Source organism: Pseudomonas sp. B6001, from assembly GCF_013386015.1.
In the GTDB taxonomy this organism is placed as follows: domain Bacteria; phylum Pseudomonadota; class Gammaproteobacteria; order Pseudomonadales; family Pseudomonadaceae; genus Aquipseudomonas.
On the sequence record NZ_JACAOX010000005.1, the window covers coordinates 1 to 17,446 of the forward strand.

The 17,446-nt window shown below is 62.8% G+C and carries 16 protein-coding genes; 10 read left to right on the plus strand and 6 right to left on the minus strand.

Going from position 1 to position 17,446, the window contains the following annotated elements; genetic code table 11:
• Positions 1-203: 203 nt before the first annotated feature.
• Positions 204-689 carry a GFA family protein gene (locus tag HX821_RS08050; RefSeq protein ID WP_177035563.1) on the minus strand — a complete coding sequence of 162 codons (486 nt, stop codon included), beginning with the start codon at positions 687-689 and terminating at the stop codon, positions 204-206.
• Between the two features lie 34 nt (positions 690-723).
• Positions 724-1,635: a LysR family transcriptional regulator gene (locus tag HX821_RS08055; protein ID WP_177029124.1), complete on the minus strand. Its 912-nt coding sequence runs from the start codon at positions 1,633-1,635 to the stop codon at positions 724-726.
• 263 nt (positions 1,636-1,898) lie between these two features.
• On the opposite strand from HX821_RS08055, the gene HX821_RS08060 reads away from it, so the two are divergent.
• From HX821_RS08060 to dctM, 8 genes are all read left to right on the plus strand, one after another.
• Positions 1,899-2,717: a MaoC family dehydratase N-terminal domain-containing protein gene (locus HX821_RS08060; protein WP_134326763.1), complete on the plus strand. Its 819-nt coding sequence runs from the start codon at positions 1,899-1,901 to the stop codon at positions 2,715-2,717.
• A gap of 31 nt (positions 2,718-2,748) precedes the next feature.
• Positions 2,749-3,912, plus strand: a complete 1,164-nt coding sequence (locus HX821_RS08065; RefSeq protein WP_003215048.1) for an acyl-CoA dehydrogenase family protein — start codon at positions 2,749-2,751, stop codon at positions 3,910-3,912.
• A gap of 10 nt (positions 3,913-3,922) precedes the next feature.
• Positions 3,923-5,272 carry an MmgE/PrpD family protein gene (locus HX821_RS08070; protein ID WP_177035564.1) on the plus strand — a complete coding sequence of 450 codons (1,350 nt, stop codon included), beginning with the start codon at positions 3,923-3,925 and terminating at the stop codon, positions 5,270-5,272.
• Between the two features lie 9 nt (positions 5,273-5,281).
• Complete coding sequence (locus HX821_RS08075) at positions 5,282-6,478, plus strand: CaiB/BaiF CoA-transferase family protein (RefSeq protein WP_177035565.1); 1,197 nt, start codon at positions 5,282-5,284, stop codon at positions 6,476-6,478.
• 14 nt (positions 6,479-6,492) lie between these two features.
• Positions 6,493-7,308, plus strand: coding sequence for a CoA ester lyase (locus HX821_RS08080; protein ID WP_003215055.1), 816 nt, complete (start codon positions 6,493-6,495; stop codon positions 7,306-7,308).
• Between the two features lie 222 nt (positions 7,309-7,530).
• Positions 7,531-8,514 (plus strand): C4-dicarboxylate TRAP substrate-binding protein DctP, encoded by a 984-nt coding sequence (dctP, locus tag HX821_RS08085; protein WP_177035566.1) that lies wholly within the window; start codon positions 7,531-7,533, stop codon positions 8,512-8,514.
• Between the two features lie 175 nt (positions 8,515-8,689).
• Complete coding sequence (locus HX821_RS08090) at positions 8,690-9,322, plus strand: TRAP transporter small permease (protein WP_003215060.1); 633 nt, start codon at positions 8,690-8,692, stop codon at positions 9,320-9,322.
• Positions 9,322-10,602, plus strand: coding sequence for a C4-dicarboxylate TRAP transporter large permease protein DctM (gene dctM, locus HX821_RS08095; RefSeq protein WP_003215062.1), 1,281 nt, complete (start codon positions 9,322-9,324; stop codon positions 10,600-10,602). Before HX821_RS08090 ends, dctM begins: the two co-directional genes overlap by 1 nt.
• 136 nt (positions 10,603-10,738) lie before the next feature.
• On the opposite strand, the gene ampC is transcribed toward dctM, so the two are convergent.
• A complete protein-coding gene (gene ampC / locus HX821_RS08100) occupies positions 10,739-11,893 on the minus strand; it encodes a class C beta-lactamase (RefSeq protein ID WP_177035567.1) in 1,155 nt (384 codons plus the stop codon).
• Positions 11,894-12,026: 133 nt separating this feature from the next.
• Between ampC and HX821_RS08105 the strand changes: the two genes are divergently transcribed.
• Complete coding sequence (locus tag HX821_RS08105) at positions 12,027-12,902, plus strand: LysR family transcriptional regulator (protein ID WP_177009468.1); 876 nt, start codon at positions 12,027-12,029, stop codon at positions 12,900-12,902.
• A gap of 191 nt (positions 12,903-13,093) precedes the next feature.
• The gene (locus HX821_RS08110; protein ID WP_177035568.1) at positions 13,094-13,987 is read left to right on the plus strand and encodes a LysR family transcriptional regulator; all 894 of its coding nucleotides are present in this window, start codon (positions 13,094-13,096) and stop codon (positions 13,985-13,987) included.
• Here the strand turns inward: HX821_RS08110 and HX821_RS08115 are convergent, their stop codons facing one another.
• From HX821_RS08115 to HX821_RS08125, 3 genes are all read right to left on the minus strand, one after another.
• Positions 13,988-14,563: a DUF1349 domain-containing protein gene (locus HX821_RS08115; protein WP_102369219.1), complete on the minus strand. Its 576-nt coding sequence runs from the start codon at positions 14,561-14,563 to the stop codon at positions 13,988-13,990.
• Positions 14,564-14,635: 72 nt separating this feature from the next.
• Complete coding sequence (locus HX821_RS08120) at positions 14,636-16,138, minus strand: APC family permease (RefSeq protein ID WP_177035569.1); 1,503 nt, start codon at positions 16,136-16,138, stop codon at positions 14,636-14,638.
• On the minus strand, positions 16,135-17,397 hold the full coding sequence (locus HX821_RS08125; protein ID WP_177035570.1) for an aspartate aminotransferase family protein: 1,263 nt from the start codon (positions 17,395-17,397) through the stop codon (positions 16,135-16,137). Before HX821_RS08125 ends, HX821_RS08120 begins: the two co-directional genes overlap by 4 nt.
• Between the last annotated feature and the right edge of the window lie 49 nt (positions 17,398-17,446).

Below are 17,446 nucleotides of genomic sequence, written 5' to 3' on the forward strand. Positions count from 1 at the left end.
GATGCGGCGACCCGACAAGCCAGCTCCCACATTTGAACCGTGCCCGCTTTAGCTTTTGATTTTGATCTTAGGCACACCGAGCCTAAGCGAGGCACCGAGTGGTGGGGCAAGAGCGTTTTGCTTACTTTTGCGCTTTTCAAAAGTGAGCCGCTGTAAGAGCGGAACCATAGGCGGCCTTTACCTAAATAACGGATATACACCCATCAGCCGAGCCCCAACCGCTCATGCCACTCGGCAATCGACTCCTTTGGATACTCCTCAAACTCCAGGTCCCCCGCGCGAACACTCACCTCAACCCACGGCGCCTTCGACCCCAGCATCAAATGCGTATGCTCCGGCGGCACCGGCAACGGCGTATCAATCGCCGAAGCAAACGGATGAATCAACTCCGGCCACTGCGGACTGAACAACCACAACCCCGACCCACACTGCGAACAAAAATGCCGCTCAGCCGTACTCGCATGCGCCCGGCTATCCCCCGGCCCTTTCATCCGCGCGTGATAAATCGAAATCAACTTGCGCCCCCGCACCTTGAGGCTCCTGGCATCCCCCCCAAGGTTGATCGCATACCCGCCACCCCCCTGGGTCTTGCGACAAATCGAGCAATAACACCGCTGATAAGGGTAGGGATGCGCACTCTCAAGACTGAACGAAACCGCGCCGCAATGGCAGGAACCTTCAAGCTGCATGACCAGATCTCCTTCGCAAAAGGGCAACGTTAGCTTAGGCGCCCGGCAACCGTGGCGGTTCCATCTCGGGCATCAAGGTCGCGATCAACGCCCGAATCGTCCCCGGCAACGCCTCCAGCTCCCGCACCAGAATACTGCGCTCGCGCACTGCCCAAACTTCATCCAGCTTCACCGTCACCAGTTGCATGGTCCGGCTGTGCCGCACGGCGGCCGACTCGGGAATGATGCCGATCCCCACGCCCGCCTCAACCATCCGGCAGATCGCCTCGAAGCTCGACATTTGAATGCGCAACGACAAGTGCTTGCCCAGCCGCTCCACATGCTCACGCAGGAAACTCAGCAACGTGCTGCCGTCATGCAAGCCGATATGTTGATAAGCCAGGGTTTGCTCCAGCGTCACCGAAGGCAGGCTCGCCAGCGGATGCCCCACCGGTACCGTCAGCACCAGGTGGTCGGTGCTGAAGTGCAACACCTGCAAACCCGACGCTTCCACAGGCCCGGCGATGATGCCCATGTCGCTGGTGCCATCCAGCACGCCCCGCACGATATCCCGCGACAGCCGCTCCTGCAGGTCCACCGTCACGCCGGGGCGCTGGGACAGGAAGCCGGCCAGCACCTCCGGGAGAAATTCGGTCACGGCGGTGGTGTTGGCAAAAATGCGGATATGCCCGGCCGAGTCGATGCCGTATTGGGTGAACTCGCTTTTCAGGTAATCCACCTGGCGCATGATCAGCCGCGCATGGTGCAGCAGCCGTTCGCCCGCCGGGGTGATCTCCACGCCACGGCTGTCGCGGTACAACAGGCGGGTGTCGAGCTGGCCCTCCAGGGCCTTGATCCGCGCACTGGCGGCGGCCGGCGAAAGGAACGCGCGCTTGGCGCCCTGGGTCAGGCTGGGGGATTCGGCGATATGGATAAACAGGCGTAAGTCAGCCAGATCAAAGTGCATGCAAGGCTCCGGGGCAGCGACGAAGAACCCATGTGGGAGCTGGCTTGCCTGCGATAGCGGTGGGCCAACCAAAGCAGTGTTGACTGACAGGGCGCTGTCGCAGGCAAGCCAGCTCCCAAATTGATCATCCGGGTTCTTGAGATCTTTTTATGGGCGATGGCGTTCAGCATAGCCGAACGCTGCTTTATTGAAATGCAAATTCTCAGAACGGCCAGGGCCCAGCATGATCCGGTTCAGATTCCCTGCCCGAGGACATGCACCTGATGAGCGCCACAGACTGGATCGGCCGTAGCGAAACAGCCCACGACCACTTGAGCCACAACCTGCTCAAACGCATCGCCGCCACCTTTGGCGAAGCGGCACCGGCAGATGGCGAGCCGGTTCCGCCCTTGTGGCAATGGTGCTTCTTCCAGGACCCGCTGCCCGAGTCCGCCCTGGGCGGTGACGGTCATCCGGCCCGTGGCGGCTTCCTGCCGCCGGCCGATAATCGCAACCGCATGTGGGCCGGCGGGCGCATCGAGTTCTTCCATGCATTGCGTGCCGGTGAGGCCGCCACCCGCGTTTCGACCATCACCCGGGTGGAAGAAAAAACCGGTCGCACCGGCTCGTTGTTGTTCGTCACCGTGCGCCACGACTATTCCCAGGACGGCCGCCTGGCCCTGCGCGAAGAACAGGACATCGTCTACCGCGAACCCACGCCGCCCAAGCAGGGCAGTGGTGACGCGCTCCCCGAAGGCGCCTGGCGTGAAGCGGTCGACCCGACGCCAACCCTGTTGTTCCGCTACAGCGCCGTGACCTTCAACGGCCACCGCATTCACTACGACTACCCCTATGTCACCGGCACCGAAGGTTATTCGGGGCTGGTGGTGCACGGGCCGCTGATCGCCACCTTGAGCCTGCGCGCATTTTGCCGCGCCAACCCCGCGGCCACGTTGCGCCGTTTCTCGTATCGCGGCGTGCGCCCGTTGATTGCCCCGCAAGCCTTTGAAGTGGGCGGGCACGTCACCGCGCCGGGCGTCGCGGAACTGTGGGCGGGCAACGCCGACGGCCTGGCCCAGCGCGCCGAACTGCATTTCGAATAAACCTCCAAGAACAACAGGCGGAGAGCCGTTAATGAACCCGAATGACAACGAAGAACTGAATGCCATCCGCGAAGGCGTGCGCGCACTCTGCGCCGAATTCGACGCCGCCTACTGGCGCAAGGTCGATGAAGAAAAGGGCTTCCCGGAAGCCTTCGTCAAGGCCTTGACCGACGCCGGCTGGCTGTCGGCAATGATCCCCGAAGAATACGGTGGCTCCGGCCTGGGGCTGGCGGAAGCCTCGGTGATACTGGAGGAAGTGAACCGCTGCGGTGGCAACTCCGGCACCGTCCACGGCCAGATGTACAACATGTTCACCTTGCTGCGTCACGGCAGCGAAGCACAGAAAAGCTTCTACCTGCCCAAGCTCGCCAGCGGCGAATTGCGCCTGCAGTCGATGGCCGTGACCGAGCCCACCACCGGCACTGACACCACCAAAATCAAGACCACCGCAGTCAAGCGTGGCGACAAGTACGTGATCAATGGCCAGAAAGTCTGGATCTCGCGGGTGCAGCATTCCGACCTGATGATCCTGCTGGCCCGCACCACGCCGTTGGCCGAGGTGAAGAAAAAATCCGAAGGCATGTCGATCTTCCTGGTGGACTTGCGGGAAGCCATCGGCAATGGCCTGACCGTGCAGCCCATCGCCAACATGGTCAACCACGAGACCAACGAACTGTTCTTCGATAACCTGGAGTTGCCGCTGGACAGCCTGATTGGCGAGGAGGGCAAGGGCTTCCGCTACATCCTCGACGGCTTGAATGCCGAGCGGACGCTGATTGCCGCCGAGTGCATCGGCGATGGCCGCTGGTTTATCGAGAAAGCCAGCGCCTATGCCCGCGACCGCGTGGTATTTGGTCGGCCCATCGGACAGAACCAGGGCGTGCAGTTCCCGATTGCCGAAGCCCATATCGAGATCGAAGCGGCCGACTTGATGCGCTGGCGTGCCTGTGAGGAATACGACAGCGGCGCCAATGCCGGGGCCAGCGCGAACATGGCCAAGTACCTCGCGGCCAAGGCTTCCTGGGAGGCGGCCAACGCCTGCCTGCAAACCCACGGCGGCTTCGGGTTTGCCTGCGAATACGACGTGGAGCGCAAGTTCCGCGAAACCCGCCTGTACCAGGTTGCGCCGATCTCCACCAACCTGATCCTGTCCTACGTGGCCGAGCATCTGCTCGAACTGCCACGCAGTTTCTGAGGGCCCGACCATGAGCCATACCCAAGCGCTGTGTCGGTTCCTCGCCGAGTTGAATTACGCACAATTGCCGGACGCCGTACTCGCCCGCACCGAAGACCTGTTCCTCGACTGGCTCGCCTCGGCGCTGGCCAGCAAGGGCGCGCATCCGATCCCGCTGTTCGAACGCTATGCCCGCAGGATGGGCCCGGCTGATGGCCCGGCGCAGATCATCGTCAACGGCGGCAGCAGCAGTGCCTATTTCGCCGCGCTGGTGAATGGCGCGTCGTCGCACCTGGTGGAGCAGGATGACCTGCACAACAGCTCGGTATTGCACCCGGCGACCGTGGTGTTTCCGGCGGCATTGGCGGCGGCGCAAGACCTCGGCAAGTCCGGTCGCGAGCTGCTGCTGGCCTCGGTGGCCGGTTACGAAGCCGGGATTCGCATCGGCGAATTCATGGGCCGCTCCCACTACCGGATCTTCCACACCACGGCCACCGTCGGCACCCTCGCAGCGGCGGTGGCCGTGGGCAAATTGCTCGACTTCAACCAAGAGCAATTCATCAATCTGCTGGGCAGTGCCGGCACTCAGGCGGCCGGGCTGTGGGAGTTCCTGCGGGATGCCGCCGACTCCAAGCAACTGCACACTGCCAAGGCCGCTGCCGATGGTTTGCTGGCGGCTTACCTGACGGCGGACGGGCTGACCGGTGCGCGCAATATTCTGGAAGGCGATCAGGGTATGGCCGCGGGCATGTCCACCGACGCCGACCCAGGCAAATTGTCGGATCGCCTCGGCAGCCGCTGGGCGCTGCTGGAAACGTCGTTCAAGTTCCATGCCTCGTGCCGGCATACCCATCCGGCCGCGGATGCGCTGCTGGATCTGATGCAGCGCGAAGGGCTGGGCCATGAGCAGATTACTCATGTGGAAACCCGCGTTCACCAGGGCGCCATCGACGTGTTGGGCCGGGTGACGCTGCCGCAGACCGTGCACCAGGCCAAGTTCTCCATGGGCACCGTGCTGGGGTTGATTGCCGTGCATGGCAAGGCCGGGCTGACCGAGTTTCACGAGCTGGCGCTGAGTGACGGGGACGTGGCGGCGTTTCGCGACAAGGTCTCCATGACCCTCGACGCCGAAGTCGACGGTGCCTATCCGCAGCGCTGGCTGGGCCGGGTGATCGTGACCACCGCCGATGGTCGCACCCTGCACGGCGCCATCGACGAACCCAAGGGCGACCCGGGCAACACCCTGAACCGCTCGGAGCTGGCCGACAAGTTCCAGCGCCTGACTCAATTCAGCGGTGCCCGCACACCCGCGCAAACCACCGGGCTGATCGAAAAGGTCTGGGACCTGCGCAACGCCGCGTCCCTGGCTCACTGGCTTTAAGGAACTGTCATGACCGCTAATCAACGACCGCTGGACGGCATCACCGTTGTCAGCCTGGAACACGCGATTGCCGCACCGTTCTGCACCCGCCAGTTGGCCGACCTGGGCGCGCGGGTGATCAAGATCGAACGTCCCGGGGCGGGCGACTTTGCCCGGGGCTATGACGAGCGCGTGCGCGGCCTGGCCTCGCATTTCGTGTGGACCAACCGTTCCAAGGAAAGCCTGACCCTGGACCTCAAGCACGACGATGCCGGGGACATCCTGGAAACCCTGCTGGCCGATGCCGATGTGCTGGTGCAGAACCTCGCACCGGGCGCGGCCGCGCGCATGGGATTGTCATTCGAGGCGCTGCATGAGCGCTTCCCGCGGCTGATCGTCTGCGACATCTCCGGCTATGGCGAGGGTGGCCCGTATGAAAAGAAAAAGGCCTACGACCTGCTGATCCAGAGCGAAGGCGGCTTTCTCTCGGTCACCGGTGGCCCGGGTGAAGACCAGATGGCCAAGGCCGGCTGCTCCATCGCCGATATCTCCGCCGGGATGTACGCCTACAGCGGCATCCTCTCGGCGCTGCTGCTGCGGGGCAAGACCGGGCAGGGCAGTCGCATCGACGTCAGCATGCTGGAAAGCCTGGTGGAGTGGATGGGCTACCCGATGTATTACGCGTTCGACGGCGCGCCCCAGCCACCGCGCGCGGGTGCGGCGCATTCGACGATCTACCCCTACGGGCCGTTTCCCACCGGCGACGGCGGCACGGTGATGCTCGGGTTGCAGAATGAGCGGGAGTGGGCGGCGTTCTGCGACAAGGTGCTGCTCACCCCGGAATTGGCCACCGACGAGCGTTTCTCGGCCAACTTCAAGCGTTCGGAAAACCGCGACGTGCTGCGCCAGATCATCGTCGACCGTTTTGCGCAGATGAGCGCCGAGGGCGTGATCCAGCGCCTGGAAGACGCGCAAATCGCCAGTGCACGAGTCAACGACATGCAAGGCGTGTGGGACCACCCGCAGCTCAAGGCTCGGGACAGTTGGCGGGAAGTCGACAGCCCGGCGGGCAAGTTGCCGTCGTTGCTGCCACCGGCGCGCAATGCCGCGTTCATTCCGCGGATGGATGCAGTGCCGGGGCTGGGACAGCACAGCCAAGGGATTCTCGACCAGCTGGGTTACTCCGCTGAAGCCATCGACAGCCTGCGTGCACGCGGCGTTATCTGACAAGGAATCGAACGATGCCAACCTCTCTTGTGCGCTCTGCGCTGTTTGTACCGGGCAGCCGACCGGAACGTTTTGCCAAGGCCCTGGCCAGTGGCGCCGATGCGGTGATTGTGGATTTTGAAGACGCGGTGGAAGAGCCGCTCAAGCGTCAGGCCCGGGACAACCTCGGGGTGTTTTTGCAGGCGACGCCGGCGGCGCGGGTGTGGGTGCGGATCAACGCGCCGGAGCATCCCGAGCATTTTGCCGATGTGGCGTTCTGTCAGGCCCACGCCGGGGTCGCGGGGGTGTTGCTGCCCAAGGTCGAAAGTGCGGCCCAGGTGGCCGTGGTGGCTGCAACGGGCAAGGCTATCTGGCCGATTATCGAGAGTGCGCGGGGTTTGCTGGCGGTGGCGGAAATCGCCCATGCGCCGCTGGTGGAGCGCCTGTCGTTTGGTGGCCTGGACCTGGCGCTGGACTTGAACCTGAGCAGCGGCTCCCCGGCCGCGCAATTTGCCCTCGACCAGGCTCGCCTTGCCTTGATCGTGCATTCCCGCGCCGCCGGGCTGGTGGCGCCGCTGGACGGCGTGCACCCGGCCATCGACGACCCCGAAGGCCTGCGCCGTTCGATTCGGCATGCCTATGAAATGGGCTTTGCCGGCGCGCTGTGTATCCATCCCAAGCAGGTGGCGGTGATTCACCAGGCGTTGGCCCCCAGTGCCGAGGATCTGGCCTGGGCCAAACGGGTGGTGGACGCTGGTGCCCATGGGGCCGGGGCGTATCAGCTGGATGGGCAGATGGTGGATGCACCGGTGTTGCTGCGGGCCCAACGATTATTAGCCGCGCAACCGTAGAAATGTGGGAGCGGGCTTGCTCGCGAAAGCGGCGGGTCAGCCAGTGCATCCGGTGACTGGCACACCGCTTTCGCGAGCAAGCCCGCTCCCACATTGGATCTCTGTCGTTTGCAAAATAGGCGTTCGTCCACGCCGAACGCAGGTATCTAAAATTCGAAATTCTCTATACGCGTGACATCAGGCACCTTGCCCTATAACACAACAATAAGAAGGTGATTTTCCATGCTCAAGCTTTCTCGGGCGCTGTTCTGCGCCGCCACCTTGTTTGCCGCGGGCCTGGCCCAGGCGGCCGACCCCATCGTGATCAAGTTCGCCCACGTCGTCGCGGAAAACACCCCCAAAGGCCAGGGCGCCTTGCTGTTCAAGAAGCTCGCTGAAGAACGCCTGCCCGGCCGGGTGAAAGTCGAGGTGTACCCCAACTCCTCGCTGTTCGGCGACGGCAAGGAAATGGAAGCGCTGCTGCTGGGCGACGTGCAGATGCTGGCGCCGTCCCTGGCCAAGTTTGAGCAGTACACCAAGCAAGTACAGATCTACGACCTGCCGTTCCTGTTCAACGACCTGGCGGCGGTCGACCGTTTCCAGGCGGTCCAGGGCAAGGCGTTGCTGACCTCGATGCAAGACAAGAACATCCTCGGCCTGGCCTATTGGCACAACGGCCTCAAGCAACTGTCGGCGAACAAGGCATTGCGTGAGCCCAAGGATGCCCGTGGCCTGAAGTTCCGCGTGCAGGCCTCCAGCGTCCTGGAGGAGCAGTTCAAGGCGATCCGCGCCAACCCGCGCAAGATGAGTTTTGCCGAGGTGTACCAGGGCTTGCAGACCGGCACCGTCAACGGCACCGAGAACACCTGGTCGAACTATGAAAGCCAGAAGGTCAACGAAGTGCAGAAGTACTTCACCGAATCCAACCATGGCCTGATCGACTACATGGTGATCACCAACGCCAAGTTCTGGAACGGCCTGCCGCCGGATGTGCGCACCACCCTGGACCAGGTCATGGTTGAAGTCACCGTCGAGGTGAACAAGCAGGCCGAGGCGCTGAACCAGTCGGCCAAGCAGAAGATCATCGACGCCAAGACCAGCGAAATCATCGAACTGACACCGGAGCAACGCCAGCTCTGGCGCGAAGCCATGCGCCCGGTGTGGCAGAAGTTCGAAGGTGAAATCGGCGCTGACCTGATCAAGGCGGCCGACGCGTCGAACCAGTAATTTGGAGAGCACCGAGATCAAATGTGGGAGCGGGCTTGCTCGCGAATGCGGTGTATCAGTCACCGAATGCATCAACTGAAAGACTGCATTCGCGAGCAAGCCCGCTCCCACATGTTGATCCGGTTCCCGCCTCCAAGCCTTGCACACACCTATCTCCGCTTCGCGAGGTTTTGCCATGCAAACGCTAAGGCGCGTCTGGGAGCACCTGGAGGAAGGCTTTATCGCCATCCTGCTGGCCGCCATGACCCTGGTGACTTTTGTCTACGTCATGCTCAACAACATCTACACCCTGTTCTTTGCCCTTGCCGACAAGTGGGCGTGGAGCAGCGGTTTCTTCAATGCCCTGGGTGACCACACCATGGGCTGGGCCCAGGACATGACCTGGAGCGTGGCGCTGACCAAGGCCATGTTCGGTTGGTTGATTTTCTTTGGCATCTCCTACGGCGTACGCACCGCCGGCCACCTGGGGGTGGACGCGCTGGTCAAGCTGACGCCGCGCCGGGTGCAGCGCCTGCTGGGCATGCTGGCTTGCCTGTGCTGCCTGGCCTACGCCGGGTTGTTCATGGTTGCCAGCTACAAATGGCTGAGTGCGGTCACCACCGCGCACATCGGCGCCGAAGACCTCGACAAGTTCGGCATCGACGTCGACGACATCGTGGTGATCGTGCCCATCGGCTTTGCCCTGGTGTTCATCCGCTATCTGGAAATTTTCTACCGCATCTTCACCCACCGCCAAACCGGGCTGGGCCTGGCCGACGAAGCCGGTGAAGCCAGCAAGTTGGCCGGCAGCCATGAGGAGCGTCACTGATGGCCGTTCTGTGTCTGTTTTTGCTGCTGTTCGTGTTCATGTTCCTCGGTGTGCCCATCGCGATTTCCCTGGGGTTGTCGGGCGCGGTGTCGATCCTGATGTTCAGCCCGGACTCGGTGAGTTCCCTGGCAATCAAGCTGTTTGAAACCTCGGACGCCTATACCTTCCTGGCGATTCCGTTCTTCCTGTTGTCGGGTGCGTTCATGACCACCGGTGGCGTGGCGCAGCGGCTGATCGACTTTGCCAACGCCTGCGTCGGGCATATCCGCGGCGGGCTGGCGATTGCGGCGGTGCTGGCATGCATGCTGTTTGCCGCACTGTCGGGCTCCTCGCCCGCGACAGTGGCGGCGGTGGGTTCGATTGCCGTGGCGGGCATGGTGCGCTCGGGCTACCCGAAGGAATTCGGCGCCGGGATCATCTGCAACGCCGGTACCCTGGGCATCCTGATTCCGCCGTCGATCGTGATGGTGGTGTACTCGGCCGCCACGGAAACCTCGGTGGGCAAGCTGTTCATGGCCGGGGTGATTCCGGGCCTGCTGCTGGGCTTGATGTTGATGGTCGCGATCTACATCGTCGCGCGCATCAAGAAACTGCCGGCCCAGCCGCGGGCGACCTTTCGCGAGTGGCTGACCTGCGCCCGCCGGGCATTCTGGGGCCTGTTGCTGCTGGTGATCATCCTGGGCGGGATCTACAGCGGCATGTTCACCCCGACCGAAGCGGCGGCGGTGGCGGCGGTGTACTCGGCGTTTGTCGCGCTGTTCATCTACAAGGACATGAAGATCAGGGATTGCCCCAAGGTGCTGCTGGAGTCCGGGCGCCTGGCGATCATGCTGATGTTTATCATCGCCAACGCCATGCTCTTCGCTCACGTGCTGACCACGGAGCAGATTCCCCAGGAAATCACCGCGTGGGTGATCTCCGAGGGCCTGACGCCGATTGGTTTCCTGATCATGGTCAACGTGGTGTTGCTGGTGGCGGGCAGCTTTATGGAGCCGTCGGCGATCGTGCTGATCCTGGCGCCGATCTTCTTCCCGATCGCGATGAAGCTGGGGATCGACCCGATTCACCTGGGAATTGTGATGGTGGTCAACATGGAGATTGGCCTGGTGCATCCGCCGGTGGGGTTGAACCTGTTTGTGACCTCGGCAGTGACCGGGCTGACGCTGGGGCAGACCATCCGCGCGGCGTTGCCGTGGCTGATGATCCTGCTGGTGTTCCTGATCATGGTGACTTACCTGCCGTTCATATCGCTGGCCTTGCCGCATTGGCTGGGGATGTAAACCCAACTTGAATCACGCCACAAAACAATGTGGGAGCGGGCTTGCCCGCGATGAGGGCGTGTCAGCCAGCACATGTGCCGACTGATACACCGCCATCGCGGGCAAGCCCGCTCCCACATTTGAGGTGTGCAGGGATTTATTTATCCATCGCACTCAAGATCGCATGGGCCACTTTTACCCGTTCGGCATTCGGGTAGTTCTTGTTCGCCAGGATCACCACCCCCAGGCCTTTGCTCGGCACGTACGCCACGTAGGCGCCAAAACCACCGGTGGCGCCAGTCTTGTTCACCAGCGTGTCGGCATGGGGCGCTTGCGGTGGTGTCAGCCAGTTGACCTTGTGGGGCTGAAAGGCCATTTGTGCCGAGTTGCCTTCCGTCAATGCATCCAGCGTGATCGGGTAGGGGTACATCTCCCAGCCGAGGCCCTGGGTCATGCCATCCACCGTGTAGTAGCCGGTGTGAGTTGCGGCAACCGCCTGTTGCAGCGGCTTCTCCAGCTTCGCCGGGTGCATGTTCACTTCAACGTACTGAATCAGGTCCGAGGTGCTGGTCTTGATGCCGTAGGCCTCGGCGTCCAGGGCGCCAGGCCCTACACGCACCGGTTTGCCGGCCTTGTCGTAACCCTGGGCGTACAGGTTCATTTGTGACTTGGGTACGCTGATAAAGGTGTGCTTGAGGCCGAGTTTCGGCAGCAGGGTCTGCGCCATCAACCGGTCAAACGGCTGGCCCAGGCTTTGCGCTGCCAGGTGGCCGAACAGGCCGATGCTCGGGTTGGAATACAGGCGTTGGGTGCCGGGAGCGAAGTCCGGTTTCCAGTGCTGGTAGTAGCTGATCATCTTGCCGGCGTTATCGGACTCATCGGGGAATTGCAGGGGCAAGCCACCTGCGGTGTAGGTGCCGAGGTTGAGCAGGCTGATGTGGTCAAACGTGGCGCCGCGCAATGCCGGCAGGTATTGGCTGGCCGGGTCCGACAGCTTCAGCTTGCCGTTGGCCAGGGCATAGCCGGCGAGGGTGGCGGTGAAGGTCTTGCTCACCGAGCCGATTTCAAACAGGGTGTTTTCGGTGACGGGCTGCTTGCTCTCCTTGCTGGCAACGCCGTAGTTAAAGTATTGCGCCTTGCCGTTCTGTACGATCGCCACCGACAGGCCGGCGATGTCCTGTTGCTGCATCAGGGGCTGGACCGTACTGTCCACGACCTGGCGCATGTCGGTAGCCGCCATGCAGTTGCCTGCGCCGAGCAATAAGGCGAATATCGCGGTGTTGCGCACGGTTGGAAAAAGGGATGTGTACATGATGACGTGACTTCCATGAAGGTGATCGGGTGAATACCGTTGCCTGCGCAGGCGCCGCAAATCTAGGCAGTTTGTGATCCCGCGGCAAACGATGATATCTCGCAACAGCCATTAGAAAAATTAGGGTCAAGCCATGCTCCGTTCCCATTTGCCACTCAACGCGCTGCGAGCCTTCGAGGCGTCTGCGCGGCATTTGAGTTTTACCCGGGCGGCGATTGAACTGTGCGTCACCCAGGCGGCGGTCAGTCACCAGGTGAAAAGCCTGGAGGCGCAGCTCAATGTCACGCTGTTCAAACGCCTGCCCCGGGGCCTGATGCTCACCAGCGAGGGCGAGACCCTGCTGCCGGTGTTGCGCGAATCCTTCGACCGGATAGCTCAAACCTTAGGCCAGTTTGAAGGTGGGCATTATCGCGAAGTATTGACGGTAGGCGCGGTGGGCACCTTTGCAGTGGGCTGGCTGTTGCCGCGGCTTGCGGATTTCCAGGCGCGCTACCCGTTTATCGACTTGCGCCTGTCCACCAACAACAACCGCGTCGACGTGGCGGCCGAAGGCCTGGATTACGCAATCCGGTTTGGTTCCGGCGCGTGGCACGGCACCGAGGCGTGCCAATTGCTGGAGGCACCGCTGACGGTGCTGTGCGTGCCGCAACTTGCTCGGCAATTGCAGACTCCGGCGGACCTGTTGAAGCACACGCTGCTGCGCTCATATCGTGCGGATGAGTGGACGCAATGGTTCCAGGCCGCGGGATTGCCAGCCGACACGCTGGTGCCGCGCAGTATCGTTTTCGACTCGTCCCTGGCGATGATGGAGGCGGCGCTGCAAGGGGCGGGGGTGGCCCTGGCGCCGGCGATGATGTTCAGCCGGCAGTTGGCGACGGACGTGATTCGCCAGCCGTTCGAGATCGGCATCACCACCGGCAGTTATTGGCTGACGCGCTTGCAGTCACGGGCCGAGACGCCGGCGATGCTGGCGTTCAAGACGTGGTTGCGTGAAGTGGTCATGCACTGAGGTTGGGTCGACGCTGTGGCGAGGGAGCTTGCTCCCGCTGGGCTGCGTAGCGGCCCCAAAGAAGCGACGGTGTTAGTTCAGCAAGAACGCGGCGGATGGTTTCAGGGTCGCTGCGCAACCCAGCGGGAGCAAGCTCCCTCGCCACAGGTTATTCTCCCACTCGGTCTGCCCATTGATCATAAGAGGCTGCAATGCAAACTTCCGGCGTAGACATCCGTCAACTCAAGGCCTTCGTGGTGGTGGCCGAGGAGCTCAGCTTCGTGCGCGCCGCGACCCGCCTGCATGTTTCGCAACCGGCGCTGTCCCAGACCATCCGCCAGTTTGAGGCGCTGCTGGACGTACAACTGTTCCAACGCAACACCCGCAACGTAGCACTGACCGAAGCCGGCCTGGCCTTGCTGGTAGAGGCGCGGGAAATCGTCAATGGCGTAAGCCGCCTGGTACGCAGCGCCCAAGAACATGCACGCGGCGTACGCGGCTCATTGAATATCGGCTTCCTGATCGGCGCGGGTGTGGACTTGATGCCGCAAATCCTCAGCGTGTTCGCCAAGCGCTACCCGGAGATCGAACTGGTGGTGCGCGAGTATGACTTCGGCTCGCCCCATGCCGGGATCGACGAGGGCATGGACGTGTCGGTGCTGCGCCCGCCACTGGGCCTGCCGGACATCGAGTTGCACACCCTGGTGACCGAACCCTGCGTGGCGTGCCTGGCGTCCAGCCACCGGTTGGCCGGGGAGAGCAGCGTGAGCATCTACGATGTGCTGGATGAGCCGATCATTGCTGCACCGGGAGTGGGCGTGTGGCGCAGTTTCTGGACCGCCGACGCGTACCGCGATGGCCAGCCGGCGCGGATCGTCCATGAAGCTTCGACGGTGGAGACCGAGTTGCAGGCGGTGGCGTCGGAGCGCGGGATCAGTATCACCGCGCTGTCCACCGCACGTTTTTATGCACGGCCCGGCCTGGCCTTCCCGGTGATCAGCGATATGCCGATGTGTGAAGTGGCGGTCGCCTTGCCGCCACAACCGAGTGTGGCGGCGCGCAACTTTGCCGAGTTGGCGATGGAAGTGGCGAGCAGCCGGGGTTAGTCAGGACAGGTCGTGCAGGGATTTGCCGTTGGGCGCACTTACCTGAAGTTCGGAAAACTCCACCTCCAGCCCGCCACGTTCCGGCGTGCAGCAATAAGGTCCCACCTGATACGACGCAGCCACGGGGAACGGCGCCAGGCGCACCAATGGCCAGCTCACGCCATCCACCGACACCTGCACGCGCAGCACGCCCTTGGCCACGGTGGCGCGAATCCAGAACGCCTCGGGATCACCCGGGAACACACCGGTGGCCCAGTCCGACACACCATCGGTCAATACGCTGCTCAACAGCGTCACACCGTCGGACAGCTCTGCACCGATCTTCACCCAATGGGCTTCATCCACCCGCACCATCAACCCGGCCTGGTCATACAGGTGGGTAAACGCGCTGTGGATCTTGACCTGGGCGGTAAAGTCACCGTCGGTTTCGACGAACAGGAAATGCCCGTTGTCGCGCACAAAACCATAGTGGGTTTCGCGCCAGAAATCGGTGCTGGCATCGGTGCGCACCTTGAGGCGCTCGCCTTCTTGGCTCCATTGCTGGGGTTGATTGAGCCAACTGGCCTGTTCAAACATCGGGAAGCTCCTTGAAGGTGACAAGACAAAACCCCGGCGCCCGGGGTTTTGTTGTTTGGCTGCAATCAGCGGCTAGTGGTCGAGCAATTTGCCGCTCGGCCCGGCGGTGCCATTGTTAAGGCGCGTGCGCAGCGAAAACAACCACCACAGCACGCCGACCCCGAGTGTAACCCCGGTGGTGATGGCGCCGGTGTGGCTTTCTTCGGGCACGCTCAGGGTCAGGATCACCGCGATGGCCCACAGGCCGCCGAGGACGATCATCGGCAACAACCACTTGCCCAGGCTGAACACACCCGCAGGCGCCCCCGGCATCCGGCCATTTTTATAGGCCAGGTACGCGGCAATCAGCGTCAGCAGGTAGGTGCAGTAGTAGGTCAGGCCGACCATCGAGTAGATCGCCGTGACAAACCCGCCGCTCGCCAGGTTCAGCAGCACGGCGATGGCGGTGATCAGCACGATGGCGGCGACCGGCGTACCGAAGTGCGGGTTGATCTTCGCCAGCACATTGGAGCCCGGCAGCATGTTGTCCCGGGACAGGGCGAAGGTCATGCGCGTGGCCACCGCCATGTTGGCGATCAGGCAGGCGAGGATCGAGGCGAAGGCGATCACGATCATGCCCACGCCGGCGGCGTTGCCCAGTTGCAGGCGCACGATATTGATCACCGGGTTTTCGCTGTGGCTGAGCAGCTCGCTGACCGACCCCGGGATCGCAATGCTCAGCAAGGCGAACACCACGAAGCCCAATACACTGGACACCAGCACCGCACGAATCATCGCCCGGGGCGCGGCGCGGCGTGGGTCCTTGGTTTCCTCGGACAGGTCGGCGGCGCCCTCCCAGCCCAGCAGCACCGAGACCGGCAGCAAGGTGGCGAGGGCGAGGGTGGTGAAGCTGAGGGTGCCGCCGCTGACCGGTTGTGCCGAGGTCAGGATCGCCACGCCCTGGGTGTGCTCGAAGAAGAAAAACACCCCGAAGAACAACGCAATCGCCAGCAGCACCGTGCCGATGATTTCGATGATTGCGCCGATGTCGTTGATCCGCGTGGCCAGGCGAATCCCGCAGATGTTCAGCAGGCCTACCACCAGCGTGGCACCGATGCTCAGGCCCTGGATCTGGCCCTGTGTCGGGTTGGCCCAGATCTCCGGCGCGAACACCGTGCCGATGGCCGCCGAGGTGGCGGCTGTACCGGCGACAAACGAGGTGAACGCGACCCAGCCGGTAAACCAGCCGAAGTGATTGCCCGCCAACCGGCTGGACCATTGGTAGGCGTAGCCGGTAAGCGGAATGCGCCCGGCCAGGTGGCAGTAGACCATGACGATGCAGCACACCAGCGGGATCACCAGCAGCCACAAAAGGATGCCGATACCGCCGACGCGGTTGAACGGGTCGGCGAACAGCGTGACCACCCCGGTGTTGATCGAGACCATGGAAAAGGCCAGGGCAAACGAGGTGAACGAACTCATGGTGCGGTGCATCTTTTGCTCGTAGCCGAGGCTGGCCAGGTCGGCGTCGTCGCTGGACAGCGGGGCCTGGGCATTCGGCGGGGCGGTCACGGTGTTTTCAACGAATGTGCTCATGGCCGTTGCTCCTCGATGATGCCGATCACCTCGTCCAGCACATCGAGGGCCTTGGCCAGCAACGGGCGTTCGATATCCAGCGGAGGCTTGACCTTGATCAGGTTACCCAGCCCGGCGTAGCGGCTTTCGCCAAACAATACGCCGCGCTCCACCCCAAGGCGATACACCTCCTGGGATTCCCGGCAGGCCGGTTCCTTGGTGGTGCGGTCCTTGACCAGCTCGATGGACGCCATCAGCCCGGGGCAGCGCACGTCGCCGATCAGCGGGTGGCGGGTTTGCATGTCCTTGAGGCGTGCGGTGATGTAGTCGCCGGAGTCGCGGGCCTTTTCGCAGAGGTTGTCGGCGACGATCGCTTCCACCGTGGCGTAGCCGGCGGCCAGCGAGACCGGGAAGTGGCCGAAGGTCAGGGCTTCTTCACCTTCGTCGAACCACTTGAGCTTGTCATCGGCGAGGATCCCGGCCAGCGGGAAGCCGCCGCCGACGCCTTTGCCGAACACGATGATGTCGGGCAGCACGTCGTAATAGTCCGCAGCGAACATCGTCCCCATGCGCCCGAAGCCGGTCTGCACTTCATCAAAAATCAGCAGCACGCCGAGGCGGTCGCAGATCTCGCGCACGCCTTTGTAGTAGGAGCGGGGGAACTCGATATGCCCGCCATTGCCCTGGATCGGTTCCATCATCACTGCTGCCACGCCACCGTCGACGCCCTTGAGGATGGTTTCTTCCAGCAGGCCAAGGCACAGCTGCGACTCGGTTTCCGGGTCCATGCCCAGGCGCGTGCGGTACGGGTTGGGGTGGGGGACGCGGGTGAAACGTGGCTGGATCGCCAGGAACGGATTGTTCGGGTGCGGCCAACTGGCGCCGAGGGTGGCCAGGGAGCGGCCGTGGTAGCCGTCATGCAGCACCAGCAGGTTCTGTGCGCCGGGGCGGTTCTTGAAAGCCAGTTTCATCGCCATTTCACCGGCGAGGCTGCCATGCAGGGCAAAGCCCATCTGGTTGAGGGCGCCCGGGGAGACTTCCCGCAGCTTCTTCACCAGCCGGGTGTGGGCCGGTGAGCCAAAGTTGGGGCGGATGTGAGTCATTTCGCGCAATTGCGCGACGGCGGCTTCCACCACCCGGGGGTCATTGGCCCCCAAATTGTTCGACCAGGCCTGGGCGGTACAGTCGATGTATTCCTTGCCCTGATCGTCCCATACCAGCGAGCCTCGGGCCTTGACCAGGTTGATCTTGGCGGGTGCGGTGTTCATCACTTCATTCATCTGCGTTATCTCTTTTGTTAGGGCGGCAGTGTTTGGGGATGTGTGCAGT